We start from the raw sequence: 16,799 nt of genomic DNA on the forward strand, positions 1-16,799 counted from the left end.
AGGTCGGGCGCGCCTCCGCCCGTCAGTCCCTCCGCACCTCGATCACGAACGGCCTCGCCTGAGGCCGCTTCGGCAGCACATGATCCCCCGACGACTGGTGCCGGATGCGCCGCAGCACCCACGGAACGAGGTACTCCCGCGCCCACGACAGGTCTTCCGCGCGGGCCTGCCGCCAGGTGCGCGCCGGCAGCGGCTCCGGCTCCAGCGGCTGGAGGTCGTTCTCGACGTTCAGCGCGGCGAGGACCATGCGGGCGACGGTGTGGTGGCCCAGCGGCGCCAGGTGGAGGCGGTCGGGCGCCCACATCCGCACATCCTGGATCTCCGTGAGCGACCACTGGTCCGCCACGATCGCGTCGTACTTCGCCGCGACCGCCCGGACGTTCTCGTTGTAGATCGCCACCTTGCCGCGGATGCCGCGGAAGACGGGGGAGAAGCCGACATCCACCCCGGTGAACACCACGACGGTGGCGCCGTCCGCGCTCAGGCGGCCGACCGCCTCGTCCAGGAGGGCCGCGATCGCGTCGGGGTCGGTGCCGGGGCGGATGACGTCGTTGCCGCCGGCCGAGATCGTGATGAGGTCGGGGCGGAGGGCGACAGCCGGCTCCACCTGCTCGTCCAGGATCTGCTTGATCAGCTTGCCGCGGACCGCGAGGTTCGCGTAGGCGAAGTCGTCCGTCTTGCTGCTCAGCACCTCCGCCACGCGATCGGCCCAGCCGCGGTGGCCGCCGGGGCTGCGCGGCTCCGGGTCGCCGATTCCCTCGGTGAACGAGTCGCCGAGCGCGACGTAGCGGGACCACGGATGCTGAGCTTCGACCATCCCACCATTCTGCATCGCGAGGACGCCCGCCCACGATTGTCAGGCGGCTCCGGTAGATTCGATTCAAGTGGAGACGACAGCAGCACCCTTGCCCGATGAGCCCGGGACGAGCGCTGGCGTACCCGCAGAACCCGCGGAACCGGAGCACCCGGTCGGCGCCCGCGCGGGCAGCTTCGCCGCCGAGCACCTGTCGCCGTCGTTCCCGGAACGGGCCGCCTGGGGCACCGCCGGCAAGCTCCGCGCCTGGCAGGCGGAGGCGCTCGACGCCTACTTCGTCAATGAACCGCGCGACTTCCTCGCCGCCGCGACGCCCGGCGCGGGAAAGACCACGTTCGCGCTGCGCCTCGCTACCGAGCTGCTGTCGCGGCGCGTCGTGGAGCGGGTGACGGTCGTCGCCCCGACCGAGCACCTCAAGCGGCAGTGGGCCGAAGCTGCCGCGCGGGTCGGCCTGCACCTCGACCCCGACTTCCGGAACGCCGACGGGCGCTACGCGCGGCACTACAAGGGTGCGGCGGTCACCTACGCGCAGGTCGCGATGCGGCCGAGCCTGCACAAGGACATCACCGAGTCGTACCGCACGCTCGTCATCCTCGACGAGGTGCACCACGGCGGCGACGCGCTGTCCTGGGGCGACGGGATCCGGGACGCGTTCGAGCGCGCCACCCGGCGGCTGTCACTGACCGGGACGCCGTTCCGCTCCGACACCGCGCCGATCCCGTTCGTCTCCTACCTGCCCGACCGGCAGGGAATCCGGACCTCGGTCACCGACTACAACTACGGGTACGGCCGGGCGCTCAGCGACGGCGTCGTCCGCCCGGTGATCTTCATGGTCTACGCCGGGCACATGCGCTGGCGCACGAAGACCGGCGACGAGATGGAGGCGCGGCTCGGCGAGGGCAACACCAAGGACATCACTTCGCAGGCCTGGCGCACCGCGCTCGACCCGCGCGGCGAGTGGATCCCGGCCGTGCTGAGCGCGGCCGACCGCCGGCTCACCGAGGTGCGCAACTCCATCCCGGACGCCGGCGGCCTGGTGATCGCGACCGACCACTACGCGGCCCGCGCCTACGCCGACCTCCTGCAGCAGATCAGCGGGGAGCCGGTGACCGTCGTGCTCTCCGACGAGAAGGAGGCCAGCGACCGGATCGCCGACTTCTCCGCCGGCGACTCCCGGTGGATGGTCGCGGTCCGGATGGTGTCGGAGGGCGTGGACGTGCCGCGGCTGGCGGTCGGCGTGTACGCGACCAGCGCCTCCACCCCGCTGTTCTTCGCGCAGGCGATCGGGCGCTTCGTGCGCGCGCGGCGGCGCGGCGAGACGGCGTCGGTGTTCCTGCCCAACGTCCCCACCCTGATGGCGCTCGCGAACGCGCTGGAGCTGGAGCGCGACCACGCCCTCGACCGGCCCTCCGCCGAGGGCGGCGAAGGCGACCTCTGGAACCCGGAGGACGCCCTGGTCGCGGACGCCAACAAGGAGGCGCGCGCGTCGGAGGCGCTGACCGAGCAGTTCGCGTTCGAGGCACTCGGGTCGGAGGCGAACTTCGACCGCGTGGTCTACGACGGGCGCGAGTTCGGCGGCTTCGCGGTACCCGGCACGGACGAGGAGCTCGACTTCATCGGGCTGCCGGGCATCCTGGAGCCCGATCAGGTGCACGACCTGCTGATGCAGCGCCAGCAGCGGCAGGCGCGGCGGCACTCGGCCCGGCCCGCCGCCGCCGAAGGGCACCCGCCCGCGCCGCTGCACCGCACCCTCAAGGAGCAGCGGCAGCTGCTCAACAGCCTGGTCGGCCTCTACTCCAAGAACTCGGGGGAGCCGCACGGGCTCATCCACGCCGAGCTGCGCCGGGTGTGCGGGGGCCCTGCCGTGGCGCAGGCGAGCGTCTCGCAGCTGCAGGCGCGAATCGAGTGGCTGCGGAAGCGGATCGGGCGCTAGTGCTTCCCGCGCCCGACCCGCTCGACGCCTCCGAAGATCAGATGACCCCGAGCGCCAGCATCGCGTCCGCGACCCGGACGAACCCCGCGACGTTCGCGCCCAGCACGTAGTCGCCCGGCGCACCGTACTGCTCGGCGGTCTCCGCGCAGCTGTCGTGGATGCTCGTCATGATCTCGTCGAGGCGCTTCTCGGCGTACTCGAACGTCCAGGCGTCCCGCGACGCGTTCTGCTGCATCTCCAGCGCGGAGGTCGCCACTCCGCCCGCGTTCGCCGCCTTGCCGGGAGCGAACAGGACCTCCGCCGCGCGGAGCACGTGGACGGCGTCGGGCGTGCACGGCATGTTCGCGCCCTCGACCACGGCGGCCACTCCGTTGCCGGCGAGCGTCGAGGCGGCGGAGGCGTCCAGCTCGTTCTGCGTGGCGCACGGGATCGCGACGTCGATCGGGGTCTCGGCCGCCAGCGCCCAGATGTCGCCGTTCGCCCGGTACTCCGCCGACGGGCGGCGGGCCGCGTACTCGGACAGGCGCGCCCGCTCCACCTCCTTGAGCTCCCGGAGCAGCTCGACGTCGATGCCATCGCGGTCGTACACGACCCCGGAGGAGTCCGAGCACGCGACGACGGTGCCACCGAGCTGGTGCACCTTCTGGATGGCGTACACCGCGACATTGCCGGAGCCGGAGACGAGCACCCGGGCGCCGTCGAACGAGCGTCCGCGGGTCGCCAGCATCCGCTCCGCGAAAACGACGGCGCCGAAACCGGTCGCCTCCGTGCGGAGCAGCGAGCCGCCCCAGCCGACGCCCTTGCCGGTCAGCACCCCGGACTCGTAGCGGTTGGTGATGCGCTTGTACTGGCCGAACAGGTAGCCGATCTCTCGGCCGCCGACGCCGATGTCGCCCGCCGGCACGTCGGTGTACTCGCCGACGTGCCGGTACAGCTCCGTCATGAAGGACTGGCAGAACCGCATCACCTCGGCGTCGGAGCGGCCCTTCGGGTCGAAGTCGCTGCCGCCCTTGCCGCCGCCGATCGGGAGGCCGGTGAGCGCGTTCTTGAAGATCTGCTCGAAGCCGAGGAACTTCACCGTGCCGAGCGTGACGCTCGGGTGGAAGCGCAGGCCACCCTTGTACGGGCCGAGGGCCGAGTTGAACTCCACCCGGAAGCCCCGGTTGACCCGGATGTTCCCCTCGTCGTCCGTCCACGGCACGCGGAAGATGAGCTGGCGCTCCGGCTCGGTCATCCGCTCCAGCACCGCCGCCCTGGCGTAGTGGGGGTTGGCCTCGATGACCGGGCCCAGCGAGCCGAGCACTTCGCGTGCCGCCTGATGGAATTCCGGCTCGCCGGCGTTGCGGCGGAGGACGTCGTCCAGGAGCGAGGAGAGCACGGGAGTCACACGGAGGCCTTTCTCGAAACGTAAGATTTCTGAGTCTACTCTCATGGAACTCGTGACCTTCGCCACCGGTGCGCTCCCGGCCGGTGGTTCGATGGGGGAATGACCACGGAGCGCGACGCCGAGCACGGCACCATCGACCGCAGGGAACGGTTCCTGCGCGGCCTGTTCCGGGTGACGCTCGTCCTGAAGGGCGCGGACGGCGTCCTGGAACTGATCGGCGGTGTCCTGCTGCTCTTGCTGACCCCGGAACGGATGAACGCGGTCGTGACCTTCCTCACGCAGCACGAGCTCGGCGAGGATCCGAACGACCCGGTGTCCCAGTGGATCGTCCACTTCGGCCACACCCTCACCGGATCGGAGACGCTGTTCGGCGCGGTCTACCTGCTGCTGCACGGTGTCGTGAAGGTCGTGCTCGTCTGGGCGGTGCTGAAGCAGCAGCTCTGGGCGTACCCGTGGATGATCGGCTTCCTCGCCGTGTTCATCGGCTGGCAGGGGTGGGAACTCGCCAGGCACTTCTCCTGGGGGCTGTTCGCGTTGACCGTGTTCGATGTGCTGATCGTGGTGCTGACCGTGCACGAATACCGCGTGCAGCGCCGGTGGCTGAAGGCGAGGCGCGCGGAGGCTTCCGAGAGCGCGGAGCCCGCCACGAGTTAGGTTCGGCTGCGCTTGCTGGAAAAGGGACCGCGAGGTTCCTAGGCTGGCGCTATGACCGCGGAGACTGTGAACGGAAAGCACCCCGACGAGCCGCACCGCGAGGGGCTCTCGCAACGACTCAACTGGCTGCGCGCCGGCGTGCTCGGCGCCAACGACGGCATCGTGTCCGTCGCGGCCGTCGTCGTCGGTGTCGCGGGGGCCACGCCCTCCGTTCCGGCCATCCTGACCGCCGGACTCGCCGCCCTCGTCGGAGGCGCCGTCTCGATGGCCCTCGGCGAGTACGTCTCGGTGAGCAGTCAGCGTGACAGCGAGCACGCCCTCATCGCCAAGGAGCGCAAGGAGCTGGCCGAGATGCCGGACGAGGAGCTCGCCGAGCTCGCCGGGCTCTACGAGTCGCAGGGCTTGAAGCCGGAGACGGCCCGCCAGGTGGCGCTCGAGCTGACCGAGCACGACGCCCTTCGGGCGCACCTCTCCGCCGAGCTGGGGATCGACATGGACGACGTGGTGAGCCCGTGGCACGCCGCGATCGCCTCGGCGGTCTCGTTCACCATCGGCGGCATCCTGCCGCTGCTGACCATCCTGACGCCCGCCGCGATCCGCATCCCGCTGACCTTCGTGGTCGTGCTGATCGCGCTGGCGGCCACCGGCTACGTCGCGGCGTGGATCGGCGGCGCGTCGCGCGGCAAGGCGATGATCCGTGTGGTCATCGGCGGCGCGCTGGCGCTGGCGGCGACGTTCGCGATCGGCGCGCTGTTCGGCACCCGGATCGGCTGACCCGCCGCCGCGGGAGGGGTATCCCATGAAGGAGAAGCAGGAGATCGTCAGGGACTGGCTGCCCCGCTACACCGGGACGCCGCTGGAGGAGTTCGGCGACCACATCCTGCTGACCAACTTCGGCGACTACGTCTACCGGTTCGCGGAGTGGTACGGCGGGGAGGTCCGCGGCACCGACCGCTCGATGCCGAACGCGACCGCCGACGGCATCACGATGATCAACTTCGGCATGGGCAGCCCGAACGCGGCGACGATCATGGACCTGCTGAGCGCGGTGAGCCCGAAGGCGGCGCTCTTCCTCGGCAAGTGCGGCGGCGTCAAGAAGAAGAACCAGCTCGGCGACCTGGTGTTGCCGATCGCTGCGATCCGCGGCGAGGGCACGTCGAACGACTACCTGCCGCCGGAGGTGCCTGCGCTGCCGGCGTTCCAGCTCCAGCGCGGTGTCTCCACGACGATCCGCGACTTCGGCCACGACTATTGGACGGGCACGGTCTACACGACGAACCGGCGGGTGTGGGAGCACGACGACACGTTCAAGACCTACCTGCGGCAGACGCGGTGCATGGCGGTGGACATGGAGACCGCGACGGTGTTCGCGGCCGGGTTCGCCAACCACATCCCGAGCGGGGCGCTGCTGCTGGTGTCGGACCAGCCGATGGTCCCGGAGGGCGTCAAGACGGCGGAGAGCGACCGCAGCGTGACGGCGCAGTTCGTGGAGCGGCATATCCGGATCGGGGTGGAGTCGCTGCGGCTGGTGCGGCGGAACGGACGCAGCGTGCGGCACCTGCGGTTCGAGGACGGCTGACGCTGCGGCGTCAGTGACCGGTGAGGGGAGCCATGGCGCGCGCGATGACGGATCGCCGTCCGGTGGCGCGCTCTTCCAGGTCCGCACCCTCCATCGCCACGAGCCCCGCGTTCGCCCCGAGGAACCGCAGCGGCTCCGGCTCCCAGCGCGGCGAGCGGTGACCGACCCACGGGAGGGCGGTGAGCCCGGTGCGCCGGTCCGTGACCAGGTCGGCGAGCGTGCGCCCGGCCAGGTTGGTCGTGCTGAGGCCGTCGCCGACGTAGCCGCCGGCCCAGGCCTCGCGCGCGTCCCGGTCGATGCCGACGGCGGCGTGCCAGTCGCGCGGCACCCCCAGAGGGCCGCCCCAGTGGTGCGTGATCCGCGCGCCTGCGGCCGCAGGGAAGAGCTCGCCGAGCGTCCGGACCAGGTGGTCGCGCACGCGCGGTGAGCGGTCGTACGAGGTATGGATCGCGCTGCCCAGGTGGTAGCGCGCGCCGCGGCCGCCGAAGGCGATCCGGTTGTCCGCCGTGCGCTGGCCGTAGACGATGAGGTGCCGGAAGTCGGCGAAGGTCTGGCCGTGCTCGATGCCGATGCGCTCCCAGACCGCGTCGGACAGCGGCTCGGTCGCGATCATCAGCGAGTACAGCGGGAGGACGCGGCGGCCGACCTGGGGGAGCTGCGAGCCGTAGCCCTCGGTCGCGTTCACCACGGTTCCGGCGCTGACGGTGCGCTCGGCGCCGTCGACGCGGACGCGCACGACGCCGTCGGTCCAGCCGACGACCTCCGTCCCCTCCGCGATGGTGGCCCCGCGGCGTTCGACGGCGCGGGCGAGGCCGCGCACGAGCTTGGCGGGGTGGACGCGCGCGCACGCGGGGGTGATGGTCGCGGCGACGGCGTCCGGCACCCCGTATCGCGCCTGGACCGTCTCGGTGCCGGCGAGCGAGACCCGGTCGACGCCGAACTCCTCCGACTCGGCGAACTCGGCTCGCGCGGCGGCGAGCTGCACGCGGTCGCGGGCGAACGTCACCGTGCCGCCGCGGACGTAGTCGCAGTCGATGTCTTCGGCGGAGGCGACACGGCCGACCTCCTCCACCGTGTCGACCATCGCCTGCCGCTGCGCGATCGCGGCCTCCCGGCCGTACCGGGCGGCGAGCGCGGAGGCGGACCACGGGAACAGTGCTGAGCACCAGCCGCCGTTGCGGCCGGACGCGCCGAACCCGGCCACCTCGCGCTCCAGCAGCAGGATCTTCAACCCGGGGTCCAGCTCCTGGAGGTAGTAGGCGGTCCAGAGCCCGGTCAGGCCCGCGCCGACGATCGCCACGTCCACCGTGGCGTCCTCGGCCAGCGCGGGGCGGGGCCGGAAGCCGTCCTCGGCCTCGGCGATCGAATCGAACCAGAAGCCGACACTGCGGTAGTCCACGTCACTCCATTCACGTCGTCGTGCGGAAACGGAACGAGCCCGCGCCCCCGGGCGGGATGCGCGGACTCGTCCGGTGGTGCGTCTCCTACAGGTGGTTGCTCGCCTCGGTGAGCACCGACTCCAGGATCTGCCGGATCTCGACGAACTCGTCCGGGCCGATGGTGAGCGGCGGCGCGAGCTGGACGACGGGGTCGCCACGGTCGTCGGCGCGGCAGTACAGGCCGGCGTCGAACAGGGCCTTGGAGAGGAAGCCGCGCAGCAGGCGCTCCGACTCGTCGTCGTCGAAGGTCTCCTTGGTCGCCTTGTCCTTCACCAGCTCGATGCCGAAGAAGTAGCCGTCGCCGCGGACGTCGCCGACGATCGGGAGGTCGAGCAGCTTCTCCAGCTCGGCGCGGAACAGCGGCGAGTTCTCGCGGACCCGCTCGTTGAGGCGCTCCTCCTCGAAGATGTCGAGGTTCTCCAGCGCCACGGCGGAGGACACCGGGTGCCCGCCGAACGTGTAGCCGTGGTAGAACGACGTGTTGCCGTGCTTGAAGGGCTCGTAGATCCGGTCGCTGATGATCGTCGCGCCGATGGGGGAGTAGCCGGAGGTCATGCCCTTGGCGCAGGTGATCATGTCGGGCACGTAGCCGTACTGGTCGCAGGCGAACATGTGGCCGATGCGGCCGAAGGCGCAGATGACCTCGTCGCTGACCATGAGCACGTCGTACTTTTCGCAGATCTCGCGCACCCGCTGGAAGTAGCCGGGGGGCGGCGGGAAGCAGCCGCCGGAGTTCTGCACCGGCTCCAGGAAGATCGCGGCGACGGTCTCCGGACCCTCGAACTGGATCATCTCTTCGATGCGGTTCGCGGCCCAGACGCCGAAAGCTTCGATGTCGTCGGTCGGCGCGCCCATTTCGCCCGCGCGGTAGAAGTTCGTGTTCGGGACGCGGAACCCGCCCGGGGTCAGCGGCTCGAACATCTCCTTCATGGCCGGGATGCCGGTGATGGCCAGGGCGCCCTGCGGGGTGCCGTGGTAGGCGACCGCGCGGGAGAGGACCTTGTGCTTGGTCGGGCGGCCCTGCAGCTTCCAGTAGTACTTGGCCAGCTTGAAGGCGGTCTCGACGGCCTCGCCGCCGCCGGTGGAGAAGAAGACGCGGTTGAGGTCGCCGGGCGCGTAGTGCGCGAGGCGATCCGCGAGCTCGATCGCGTTCGGGTGGGCGTAGGACCAGATCGGGAAGAAGGCCAGCTGCTCGGCCTGCTTCGCGGCCACCTCGGCGAGGCGCTTGCGGCCGTGGCCGGCGTTCACGACGAACAGCCCGGAGAGGCCGTCGATGTAGCGCTTGCCGTGGTCGTCCCAGATGTGGTGACCCTCGCCGCGGGTGATGATGGGGACGCCGTGGCCCTCCTCCATCACCGACTGGCGTGCAAAGTGCATCCAGAGGTGGTCGCGTGCCTTCGCCTGCAGGTCTGCCTCATCGGGTGTGATGGGCTCGCCGAACGTTTCAACGGTTGTCGTCATGGTTATCGCGTTCCCCAGTTGTAGAACTGTTTGTGGAGTTTGAGGTACACGAACGTCTCGGTGGAGAGCACTCCCTCGAGGGTCCGGATCTCGGAGTTGAGCATGGTGATGAGGTCGAGGTCGTTCTCGCACACGACCTCCGCGAGGATGTCGTACGTGCCCGCCGTGAGGACCACGTAGTCCACGGCCGGCATGGCGGCGAGCTTGTCCGCGATCACCAGCGTGTCGCCGGTGACGCGCACCCCGATCATCGCCTGGCGGTAGAACCCGAGCTGCATGGGATCGGTGACCGCCACGATCTGCATCACACCCGACTCGGTCAGCTTCTGCACGCGCTGGCGCACGGCCGCTTCGCTGAGACCGACGGCCTTGCCGATCTCCGCGTAGGACTTCCGGCCGTCCACCTGCAACTGCTCGATGATCGCCTTGGAGACGTCGTCGATGATCGCAGCCTTCGCGCCGTTCGTTGCCCGAGGGGTACTCATGGAGCGATTCTGTCAGTGGCGAGGCGGTCTAGCAAGCGAATCCGCACATTCCTGCCCGATTCACTGACGAAATCCGTAGACTCCCCGCCATGAGTTCACCGCTGAGCACAACAACCACACCCGAACTGCACAACTTCGTCGCCGGAGCGCGCACCGCCGCGCGCGGGAGCGACAGCATCTCCCTGATAGACCCGGCGACCGAGGACGTCTACGCCACCGCCCCCGTCTCGACAGCGGAGGACGTCGCCGACGCCTACCGGGCCGCGGAGGCTGCCTTCGAGGTCTGGGGCAACACCACGCCAGGCGAGCGCCAGCTCGCGCTGTTCCGCATCGCCGACGCGATGGAGGCGCGCGCGGAGGAGTTCGCCGACGCCGAGTCGCAGGACACCGGCAAGCCGCGCGGCACGCTGGTGGAGGACGAGATCCTGCTGTCCGTCGACCAGATCCGCTTCTTCGCCGGGGCCGCCCGCAACCTGGAGGGCCGCTCGGCCGCCGAGTACATGCCCGACCACACCTCGTTCATCCGCCGCGAGCCGATCGGCGTCGTCGGCCAGGTGACGCCCTGGAACTACCCGCTCAACATGGCGGTCTGGAAGTTCGCGCCGGCCCTCGCCGCGGGCAACACGACCGTGCTGAAGCCGTCCGACACGACGCCGCTGTCGACGCTGCTGCTGGCCGAGGTGGCCAGCGAGTTCCTGCCGGCCGGCGTGCTCAACGTCGTGCTCGGCGACCGCAGCACCGGCGCGGCGATGATCGATCACCCGACCCCGCAGCTGGTCTCCATCACCGGCTCGGTGCGCGCGGGCATGGAGGTCGCCCGGGCGGCCTCGTACGACCTCAAGCGCGTGCACCTGGAGCTCGGCGGCAAGGCGCCGGTGATCGTGTTCGACGACGCGGACATCGAGAAGGCCGTCGAGGGGATCGTCGCGGCCGGCTACTTCAACGCCGGCCAGGACTGCACCGCCGCCACCCGACTGCTCGTCCAGGAAGGGGTGCACGACGAGTTCGTCGCGGCGCTCGCCCAGTACGCCCGCGAGAACGCCCGCACCGGCGCGCCGCGCGAGGACGGCGTCCTCTACGGCCCGCTCAACAACGCGAACCAGCTCGCGCAGGTGAGCGGCTTCGTGGACCGGCTGCCCGACCACGCGAACATCGAGCTCGGCGGACGCCGGCAGGGCGACCGCGGCTACTTCTGGGAGGCGACGATCGTGTCGGGGCTGCGGCAGGACGACGACGCGGTGCAGAACGAGATCTTCGGGCCGGTCCAGACCGTGCAGAAGTTCACCGACGAGGCGGAGGCGCTGCGCTGGGCGAACGGCGTGCGCTACGGGCTCGCGTCGTCGGTGTGGACGAAGGACCACGGCCGGGCCATGCGCTTCGCCAAGGGCCTCGACTTCGGCTGCGTGTGGATCAACACCCACATCCCGATCGTGGCCGAGATGCCGCACGGCGGGTTCAAGCACTCCGGCTACGGCAAGGACCTGTCGATGTACGGGTTCGAGGACTACACACGGATCAAGCACGTCATGTCGTACATCGGGGAGTAGCGCGACACTCCGTCGGGGGTAAAACATCCTGTCCTATAGGTATTCGGGCTCCGTCTCCGTTACGCTGCCCTGGCACACACCGACGTGTGCGATTGATCCGGAAGGCATTCGATGTCTGCAGAACCCTCGTCCTCGGCCCACCTGGAGGACGGCGAGCACCTCGCCGTCCTCGGGTACGAGGACTCCTTCAACCGGTCCATGACCCTGTGGGCCAACTTCGCTCTCGGCTTCACCTACCTCTCGCCGCTCGTGGGCGTCTACTCGCTGTTCGCCGTCGCGATGGCGACAGGGGGACCGCCCTCCATCTGGTGGATCCTCATCGTCGGGGCCGGGCAGTTCCTCGTCTCCCTCGTGTTCGGGGAGGTGGTCTCGCAGTACCCGATCCACGGCGGCATCTACCCGTGGGCGCGGCGGCTGTGGGGCCGGCGCTACGCGTGGATGGCGGCCTGGGTCTACATCTGGGCGATGATCGTGACCATCACCGCGGTGGCGTCGTACGGCAGCGGCTTCCTGGGCAGCCTGTTCGGCCTCCCCGCCACCAAGGAGGTCACCTTCGGGCTGACGGTGCTGCTGCTGGTCGTGGCGCTCGGGCTGAACTTCACCGGGACGAAGACCCTGGCGACCGTCGCCCGGATCGGCCTGTCGGCGGAGCTCATCGGCGTGATCGCGGTGGGGCTCTACCTGCTGATCTTCCAGCGCAAGCACCCGTTCTCGGTGTTCTTCGACACGATGGGCGTGCAGGGCCACGGCTCGTACCTGATGGCGTTCCTCGGGGCGGCGCTGGCGGGACTGTTCCTCTTCTACGGCTTCGAGGCGTGCGGCGACGTGGCCGAGGAGGTCGCGAACCCGGCCCGGCGCATCCCGCTCGCCATGATGATGACGATCCTGGTCGGCGGCGTGTCCGCGCTGTTCGCCTTCGGCGGCTACATCCTGGCAGCGCCCGACCTGGCGAAGATCGTGGCGGGCAAGGACGTCGACCCGATCCCCGAGATCCTGCAGTCCGCCCTCGGCGACGTCGGCGCGAAGATCTTCCTGGTCGTCGCCGTGACGGCGTTCCTGTCCTGCGTGCTCAGCCTGCAGGCGGCGGCGAGCCGGCTGCTGTTCTCGTTCGCGCGCGACGGGATGATCCCGGCGCACCGGTGGCTGTCCCGGGTGTCGCCGCGTACCAAGGTGCCGGTGAACGCGCTGATCGTGGCGTGCAGCATCCCGGTGCTGATCAGCCTGATCGTCTACCTCGGCCCGGACGGGTTGATCACGCAGGTGACCGCGTTCGCCGTGCTCGGCATCTACGTCGCGTTCCAGTCGGTGGTGCTCGCGTCGCTGCGGCAGCGGGTGAAGGGCTGGCGGCCGGCCGGACCGTTCTCGCTCGGCCGCGCCGGGCTCGTCGTCAACATCCTTGCGCTCGCGTACGGGATCTTCGCGATGGTGCTGCTGGCCTGGCCGACGAGCACGGGCAACTGGTTCAACGACTGGATCGTGCTGATCGGCTTCGGGATCGTCGCGGGCGCGGGACTGCTATACCTGTTCCTCGCGCGCCCGGACCGGGCGTCGGACGCGCCGGCCGGTGACGCGATCCGGGTGGCTGAGCTGCTCCGCGCCCGCCGCGCCGCCTCGGCGGCCCCGGCTCCCTCCGCCGAGCCGGCCCCGGCCGACTGACCCCCCATCCGAAACGGCCTGGCAGGACATGCCGCGCGGCGGTTCGCCGAGGCGGCGTGTCCTGCCAGGTAGATGGTGTTCCGGGTCAGGACTCGCGGCGGGGGATGCCGAGGGGATTGCCGTCGCGCAGCTCTGGAGGCAGGACGTCCTGCGGGGCGTCCTGGTAGGCGATCGGCGTCAGCCAGCGTCGGATCGCCGTGGCGCCGACCGAGGTGTGGATGCTCGCCGTCGTCGCGGGCCAGGAGCCGCCGTGGTGCTGGGCCCAGCCGATGGCGACGCCGGTCGGCCAGCCGTCGAACAGTAGGCGGCCGGCGATCGGGGCGAGCGCGCCGGCGAGGGCGGTGACGTCCTCGCCGGCACCGCGGTGGATCGTGGCGGTGAGGGACGGACGCAGTGCCGCGAGCAGCGCGGACAGCTCGTCGTCGCGGTAGGAGACCAGGACCGTGACCGGGCCGAAGTGCTCGTCGAGGAAGGCGCCCGGCGCCGCAAGGAAGGCGGCGGCGTCCACGAGCGCGACGGCGGGCGTCGAAGTCCCCGGTGCGTCCGGGCCGAGGAGCACGGTCACCGCGTCGTCCGCACCGAACAGCTCGAGCGCCGACGCGTAGGCGGCGCTCATCCCGTCTGTCAGCTGGCGGGACGCCGTCGCTGAGCCGAGAGCGTCGCGGACGGCGTCGTTCACACCCTCCCCGGACGGCACGAAGACCAGGCCCGGCTTGGTGCAGTACTGCCCGGCGTCGCGCGTGAAGGAGCCGACGAGCCCCGCGCCGATGTCGGTCGCCCGCTCACGCGCGGCCGCGCGGGTGACGACCACGGGGTTGATGCTGCCCAGCTCCCCGTAGAAGGGGATCGGGTCGGGCCGGGAGGCCGCGAGGTCGAACAGCGCGCGCCCGCCGCGCTCCGAGCCGGTGAACCCGGCCGCCCGCACGGCGGGATGCTGCACGAGCGCGACCCCGGCCTCCAGTGCCTCCACGAGCGCGAACCATCCTGACGGCAGCACCGAGAGGGCCAGGTCCGCCGTGCGCCGGGACAGGCGTGGGTGGCCGGGGTGCGCCTTCACGATCACCGGGCAGCCCGCGGCGAGCGCCGACGCCGTGTCGTTGCCGAGCACCGAGAACGCGAACGGGAAGTTCGACGACGTGTAGACCGCCACTGGCCCGAGCGGCCGCAGCATCCGGCGCAGGTCGGGACGCGGCGGGATGAGCGTCGCGTCGGGGGAGTCGAGCGTCGCCTCCAGGTAGCCGCCCTCGCGCGCCACGCCCGCGAAGAAGCGGAGCTGGGCTACCGTGCGGGTGACCTCGCCGTCGAGGCGCGTCTGCGCGAGGTGGGTTTCCTCGGCGGCCAGGGCGACGAGACCGGCGCGGTCGGCTTCGAGTGCGTTGGCGAGGGCGTCGAGCCAGGCCGCGCGCTCCTCGCGGGTGGTGGGCAGGAGGGCAGCGGCGGCCGCGGCCTCCGCTGCGGCGGTGACGTCGGCCATCAGAACGCCGCCAGCCCGGTCAGCGCGCGCCCGAGCACGAGCGTGTGGATCTCGTCCGTGCCCTCGTAGGTGCGCACCGACTCCAGGTTCGCCATGTGCCGCATGACCGGGAACTCGTTCGTGATGCCGTCTCCGCCGAGGATCGTGCGGGCCTCGCGCGCGATGGCGAGCGCCTCACGCACGCTGTTCAGCTTGCCGACGCTGATCTGCGTCGGCGTCAGCCGCCCCGCCTCCTTCAGTCGGCCGAGGTGCAGGGCGAGCAGCATCCCCTTCTCGTACTCCACCAGCATGTCGGCGAGCTTCTGCTGGATGAGCTGGGTCGCGCCGATCGGGCGCCCGAACACCTCGCGCGTCGTCGCGCGCTCGATGGAGACCTCCAGACAGGAGCGCGCGGCGCCCATCGCGCCCCAGACGATCCCGTAGCGGGCCTCGTTGAGGCAGGAGAACGGTCCGGACAGGCCGCGCGCGCCCGGCAGCATCGCCGAAGCGGGGACGCGGACCGCGTCGAGGACGATGTCGCACTGCACCGAGGCGCGCATGGAGAGCTTGCCGTCGATGGCCGTCGCGGTGAAGCCGGGCGTGGCGGTCGGCACGACGAAGCCGCGCACGCCGTCCTCCGTCGCCGCCCACACCACCGCGACGTCGGCGAGCGCCGCCAGGCCGATCCAGCGCTTGGCGCCGTCGAGCACCCAGTCGTCGCCGTCGCGGCGGGCCGTGGTCGTCATCGCGGCGGGGTCGCTGCCGCCCTGCGGCTCGGTGAGGGCGAAGCAGCCGATGCGCTCGCCGCGCGCCATCGGCGGCAGCCACTCCGCCTTCTGCTCGTCCGAGCCGAACTTCGAGATGGCGCTCATGGCGAGCGAGCCCTGCACCGACACGAAGGTGCGCCAGCCGCTGTCGGCGGCCTCCAGCTCGTGGCAGACCAGCCCGTAGGCGACCGCGCCGGCTCCTGCGCAGCCGGGGTCCTTCAGATGCATGCCGAGGAAGCCGAGCGCGCCGAGTTCGGCGACGAACTCGCGGCGGAAGTGCTTGTCCTCGAAGTCCTGCTCGATCACCGGCGCGATCCGGTCGACCGCGAAGCGCCGGGCGGCGTCGCGCCAGCGCAGCTCGTCGTCGGTGAGCAGGTGGTCGATGCTGAACGCCTCGTCGAGTGCGGACGCGGCGGAGGAGACGGAAGCGGAGACCGGCGTGGTCATCGGGTTGTCCTTTCGCTGGACGGCCGGACGGCGTCCAGCCACTGGGGTTCGTGCGCGCCGAGCAGCGGCGCCGGGGTGCGGTGCACGGCCGGGGACGTGCTCAGGCGGATGGGCGTGGCGGGCTGGCGGGAGACGCGCCCGGTCGACGGGTCGGCTGTGCTGGTCACCGGGTCGAGTCCGAGGGACTCGGCGAACGCGAACGCCTCTCCGACGCTGTTGACGAGGCCGGCCGGGACGCGCGCGGCGCCGAACGCGGCCACCCAGTCGGCGGCGGGGCGGGCGGCGAGAGCGGGCTCCAGCACGGCTCGGAGGGCGGCGCGGTGGTGTACGCGCTCCTCGTTGGTGGCGAAACGGCTGTCGGCCGCGAGCTCCGGGAGACCGAGCACGGCGGCGAACGCGGCGAACTGCCGGTCGTTTCCCACCGCGACCACGAGCTCCCGGTCGGCCGCCCGGAACAGCTCGTACGGCGCGATGCTCGGGTGCGCGTTGCCGAGCCGGCCCGGAGAGCGGCCGGTGGCGAGCGTGCTCGACGCCTGGTTGGTGAGGGCGGCGAGCAGCGAGCCGAGCAGGTCGACGTCCACGCGTGAGCCGAGGCCGGTGCGGTCGCGCTCGCGCAGGGCGAGCAGGATCCCGGCCAGCGCGTTCTGACCGGTGAGCACGTCCACGAGCGCGACGCCGACCTTGCTGGGCTCGCCGTCGGGCGCTCCCGTGATGCTCATCAGGCCGCCGACCGCCTGGACCAACAGGTCGTAGCCCGGCAGCCCCGCGCCCTCCGCCCGGCCGAAGCCGGTGATCGAGCAGTAGATCAGGCCCGGGTTGGCGGGGCGGAGGCTGTCCTCGTCCAGTCCGAACCGCTCCATCACCCCTGGACGGAAGTTCTCCACCAGCACGTCGGCCGTCTCGGCCAATCCGCGCGCGGAGGCGAGGCCCTCCGGGGTGCCGAGGTCGCAGACCACCGAGCGCTTGTTGCGGTTGACCGCGCCGAAGTAGGTGGACTCGCCCGCGTCGTCGACCGGCGGCCGCCACGACCGGGTGTCGTCGCCGGCCGGGCTCTCGATCTTGATCACGTCGGCGCCGAAGTCGGCCAGCGTCATCGTGGCGTAGGGGCCGGCGAGGACTCGGGAGAAGTCGGCGACGCGCAGGCCGGAGAGGATGCCGTCGGCCATGGTCGCTCCTT

Annotated in this window: 14 protein-coding genes; 6 read left to right on the top strand and 8 right to left on the bottom strand. The window is 71.2% G+C overall.

The genetic code is table 11. The features are described from left to right. Positions 1–22 precede the first annotated feature (22 nt). A complete protein-coding gene (locus AC1ROW_RS01725; RefSeq protein WP_493017139.1) occupies positions 23–817 on the bottom strand; it encodes an SGNH/GDSL hydrolase family protein in 795 nt (264 codons plus the stop codon). A 187-nt stretch (positions 818–1,004) separates the two neighbouring features. Between AC1ROW_RS01725 and AC1ROW_RS01730 the strand changes: the two genes are divergently transcribed. After that, positions 1,005–2,747 (top strand): DEAD/DEAH box helicase, encoded by a 1,743-nt coding sequence (locus tag AC1ROW_RS01730; RefSeq protein WP_493018344.1) that lies wholly within the window; start codon positions 1,005–1,007, stop codon positions 2,745–2,747. 37 nt (positions 2,748–2,784) lie between these two features. Here AC1ROW_RS01730 and gdhA read toward each other — a convergent pair whose 3' ends face one another. Continuing rightward, complete coding sequence (gene gdhA / locus AC1ROW_RS01735; protein WP_493017140.1) at positions 2,785–4,134, bottom strand: NADP-specific glutamate dehydrogenase; 1,350 nt, start codon at positions 4,132–4,134, stop codon at positions 2,785–2,787. Positions 4,135–4,233: 99 nt separating this feature from the next. On the opposite strand from gdhA, the gene AC1ROW_RS01740 reads away from it, so the two are divergent. The 3 genes from AC1ROW_RS01740 to AC1ROW_RS01750 are packed head-to-tail and all read left to right on the top strand — an operon-like array spanning position 4,234 to position 6,367. Then, entirely contained in the window at positions 4,234–4,788 is a 555-nt protein-coding gene (locus AC1ROW_RS01740) for a DUF2127 domain-containing protein (RefSeq protein WP_493017141.1), read from the top strand. A 51-nt stretch (positions 4,789–4,839) separates the two neighbouring features. After that, the gene (locus AC1ROW_RS01745) at positions 4,840–5,562 is read left to right on the top strand and encodes a VIT1/CCC1 transporter family protein (RefSeq protein ID WP_493017142.1); all 723 of its coding nucleotides are present in this window, start codon (positions 4,840–4,842) and stop codon (positions 5,560–5,562) included. Between the two features lie 25 nt (positions 5,563–5,587). Then, positions 5,588–6,367 (top strand): AMP nucleosidase, encoded by a 780-nt coding sequence (locus AC1ROW_RS01750; protein WP_493017143.1) that lies wholly within the window; start codon positions 5,588–5,590, stop codon positions 6,365–6,367. Between the two features lie 10 nt (positions 6,368–6,377). Here the strand turns inward: AC1ROW_RS01750 and AC1ROW_RS01755 are convergent, their stop codons facing one another. The 3 genes from AC1ROW_RS01755 to AC1ROW_RS01765 form a co-directional block, all read right to left on the bottom strand. Then, positions 6,378–7,766, bottom strand: coding sequence for an NAD(P)/FAD-dependent oxidoreductase (locus AC1ROW_RS01755; protein ID WP_493017144.1), 1,389 nt, complete (start codon positions 7,764–7,766; stop codon positions 6,378–6,380). Between the two features lie 85 nt (positions 7,767–7,851). Beyond that, entirely contained in the window at positions 7,852–9,267 is a 1,416-nt protein-coding gene (locus tag AC1ROW_RS01760; protein ID WP_493017145.1) for an aspartate aminotransferase family protein, read from the bottom strand. 2 nt (positions 9,268–9,269) lie between these two features. Continuing rightward, a complete protein-coding gene (locus AC1ROW_RS01765) occupies positions 9,270–9,752 on the bottom strand; it encodes an Lrp/AsnC family transcriptional regulator (protein ID WP_493017146.1) in 483 nt (160 codons plus the stop codon). Positions 9,753–9,841: 89 nt separating this feature from the next. Between AC1ROW_RS01765 and AC1ROW_RS01770 the strand changes: the two genes are divergently transcribed. Continuing rightward, positions 9,842–11,299: a gamma-aminobutyraldehyde dehydrogenase gene (locus tag AC1ROW_RS01770; RefSeq protein WP_493017147.1), complete on the top strand. Its 1,458-nt coding sequence runs from the start codon at positions 9,842–9,844 to the stop codon at positions 11,297–11,299. 111 nt (positions 11,300–11,410) lie between these two features. Next, positions 11,411–12,955, top strand: a complete 1,545-nt coding sequence (locus tag AC1ROW_RS01775) for an APC family permease (RefSeq protein WP_493017148.1) — start codon at positions 11,411–11,413, stop codon at positions 12,953–12,955. A gap of 85 nt (positions 12,956–13,040) precedes the next feature. Here the strand turns inward: AC1ROW_RS01775 and AC1ROW_RS01780 are convergent, their stop codons facing one another. Genes AC1ROW_RS01780 through AC1ROW_RS01790 form a run of 3 tightly spaced genes read right to left on the bottom strand, consistent with a single transcriptional unit; the run spans position 13,041 to position 16,788 of the window. Beyond that, positions 13,041–14,429 carry an aldehyde dehydrogenase family protein gene (locus tag AC1ROW_RS01780; RefSeq protein WP_493017149.1) on the bottom strand — a complete coding sequence of 463 codons (1,389 nt, stop codon included), beginning with the start codon at positions 14,427–14,429 and terminating at the stop codon, positions 13,041–13,043. Beyond that, positions 14,429–15,622: an acyl-CoA dehydrogenase family protein gene (locus AC1ROW_RS01785; protein WP_493017150.1), complete on the bottom strand. Its 1,194-nt coding sequence runs from the start codon at positions 15,620–15,622 to the stop codon at positions 14,429–14,431. The genes AC1ROW_RS01780 and AC1ROW_RS01785 overlap by 1 nt, the downstream gene beginning before the upstream one ends. After that, on the bottom strand, positions 15,619–16,788 hold the full coding sequence (locus AC1ROW_RS01790; RefSeq protein ID WP_493017151.1) for a CaiB/BaiF CoA transferase family protein: 1,170 nt from the start codon (positions 16,786–16,788) through the stop codon (positions 15,619–15,621). Before AC1ROW_RS01790 ends, AC1ROW_RS01785 begins: the two co-directional genes overlap by 4 nt. Between the last annotated feature and the right edge of the window lie 11 nt (positions 16,789–16,799).

The organism is Leifsonia sp. GW821-FHT13C09, from assembly GCF_058806435.1.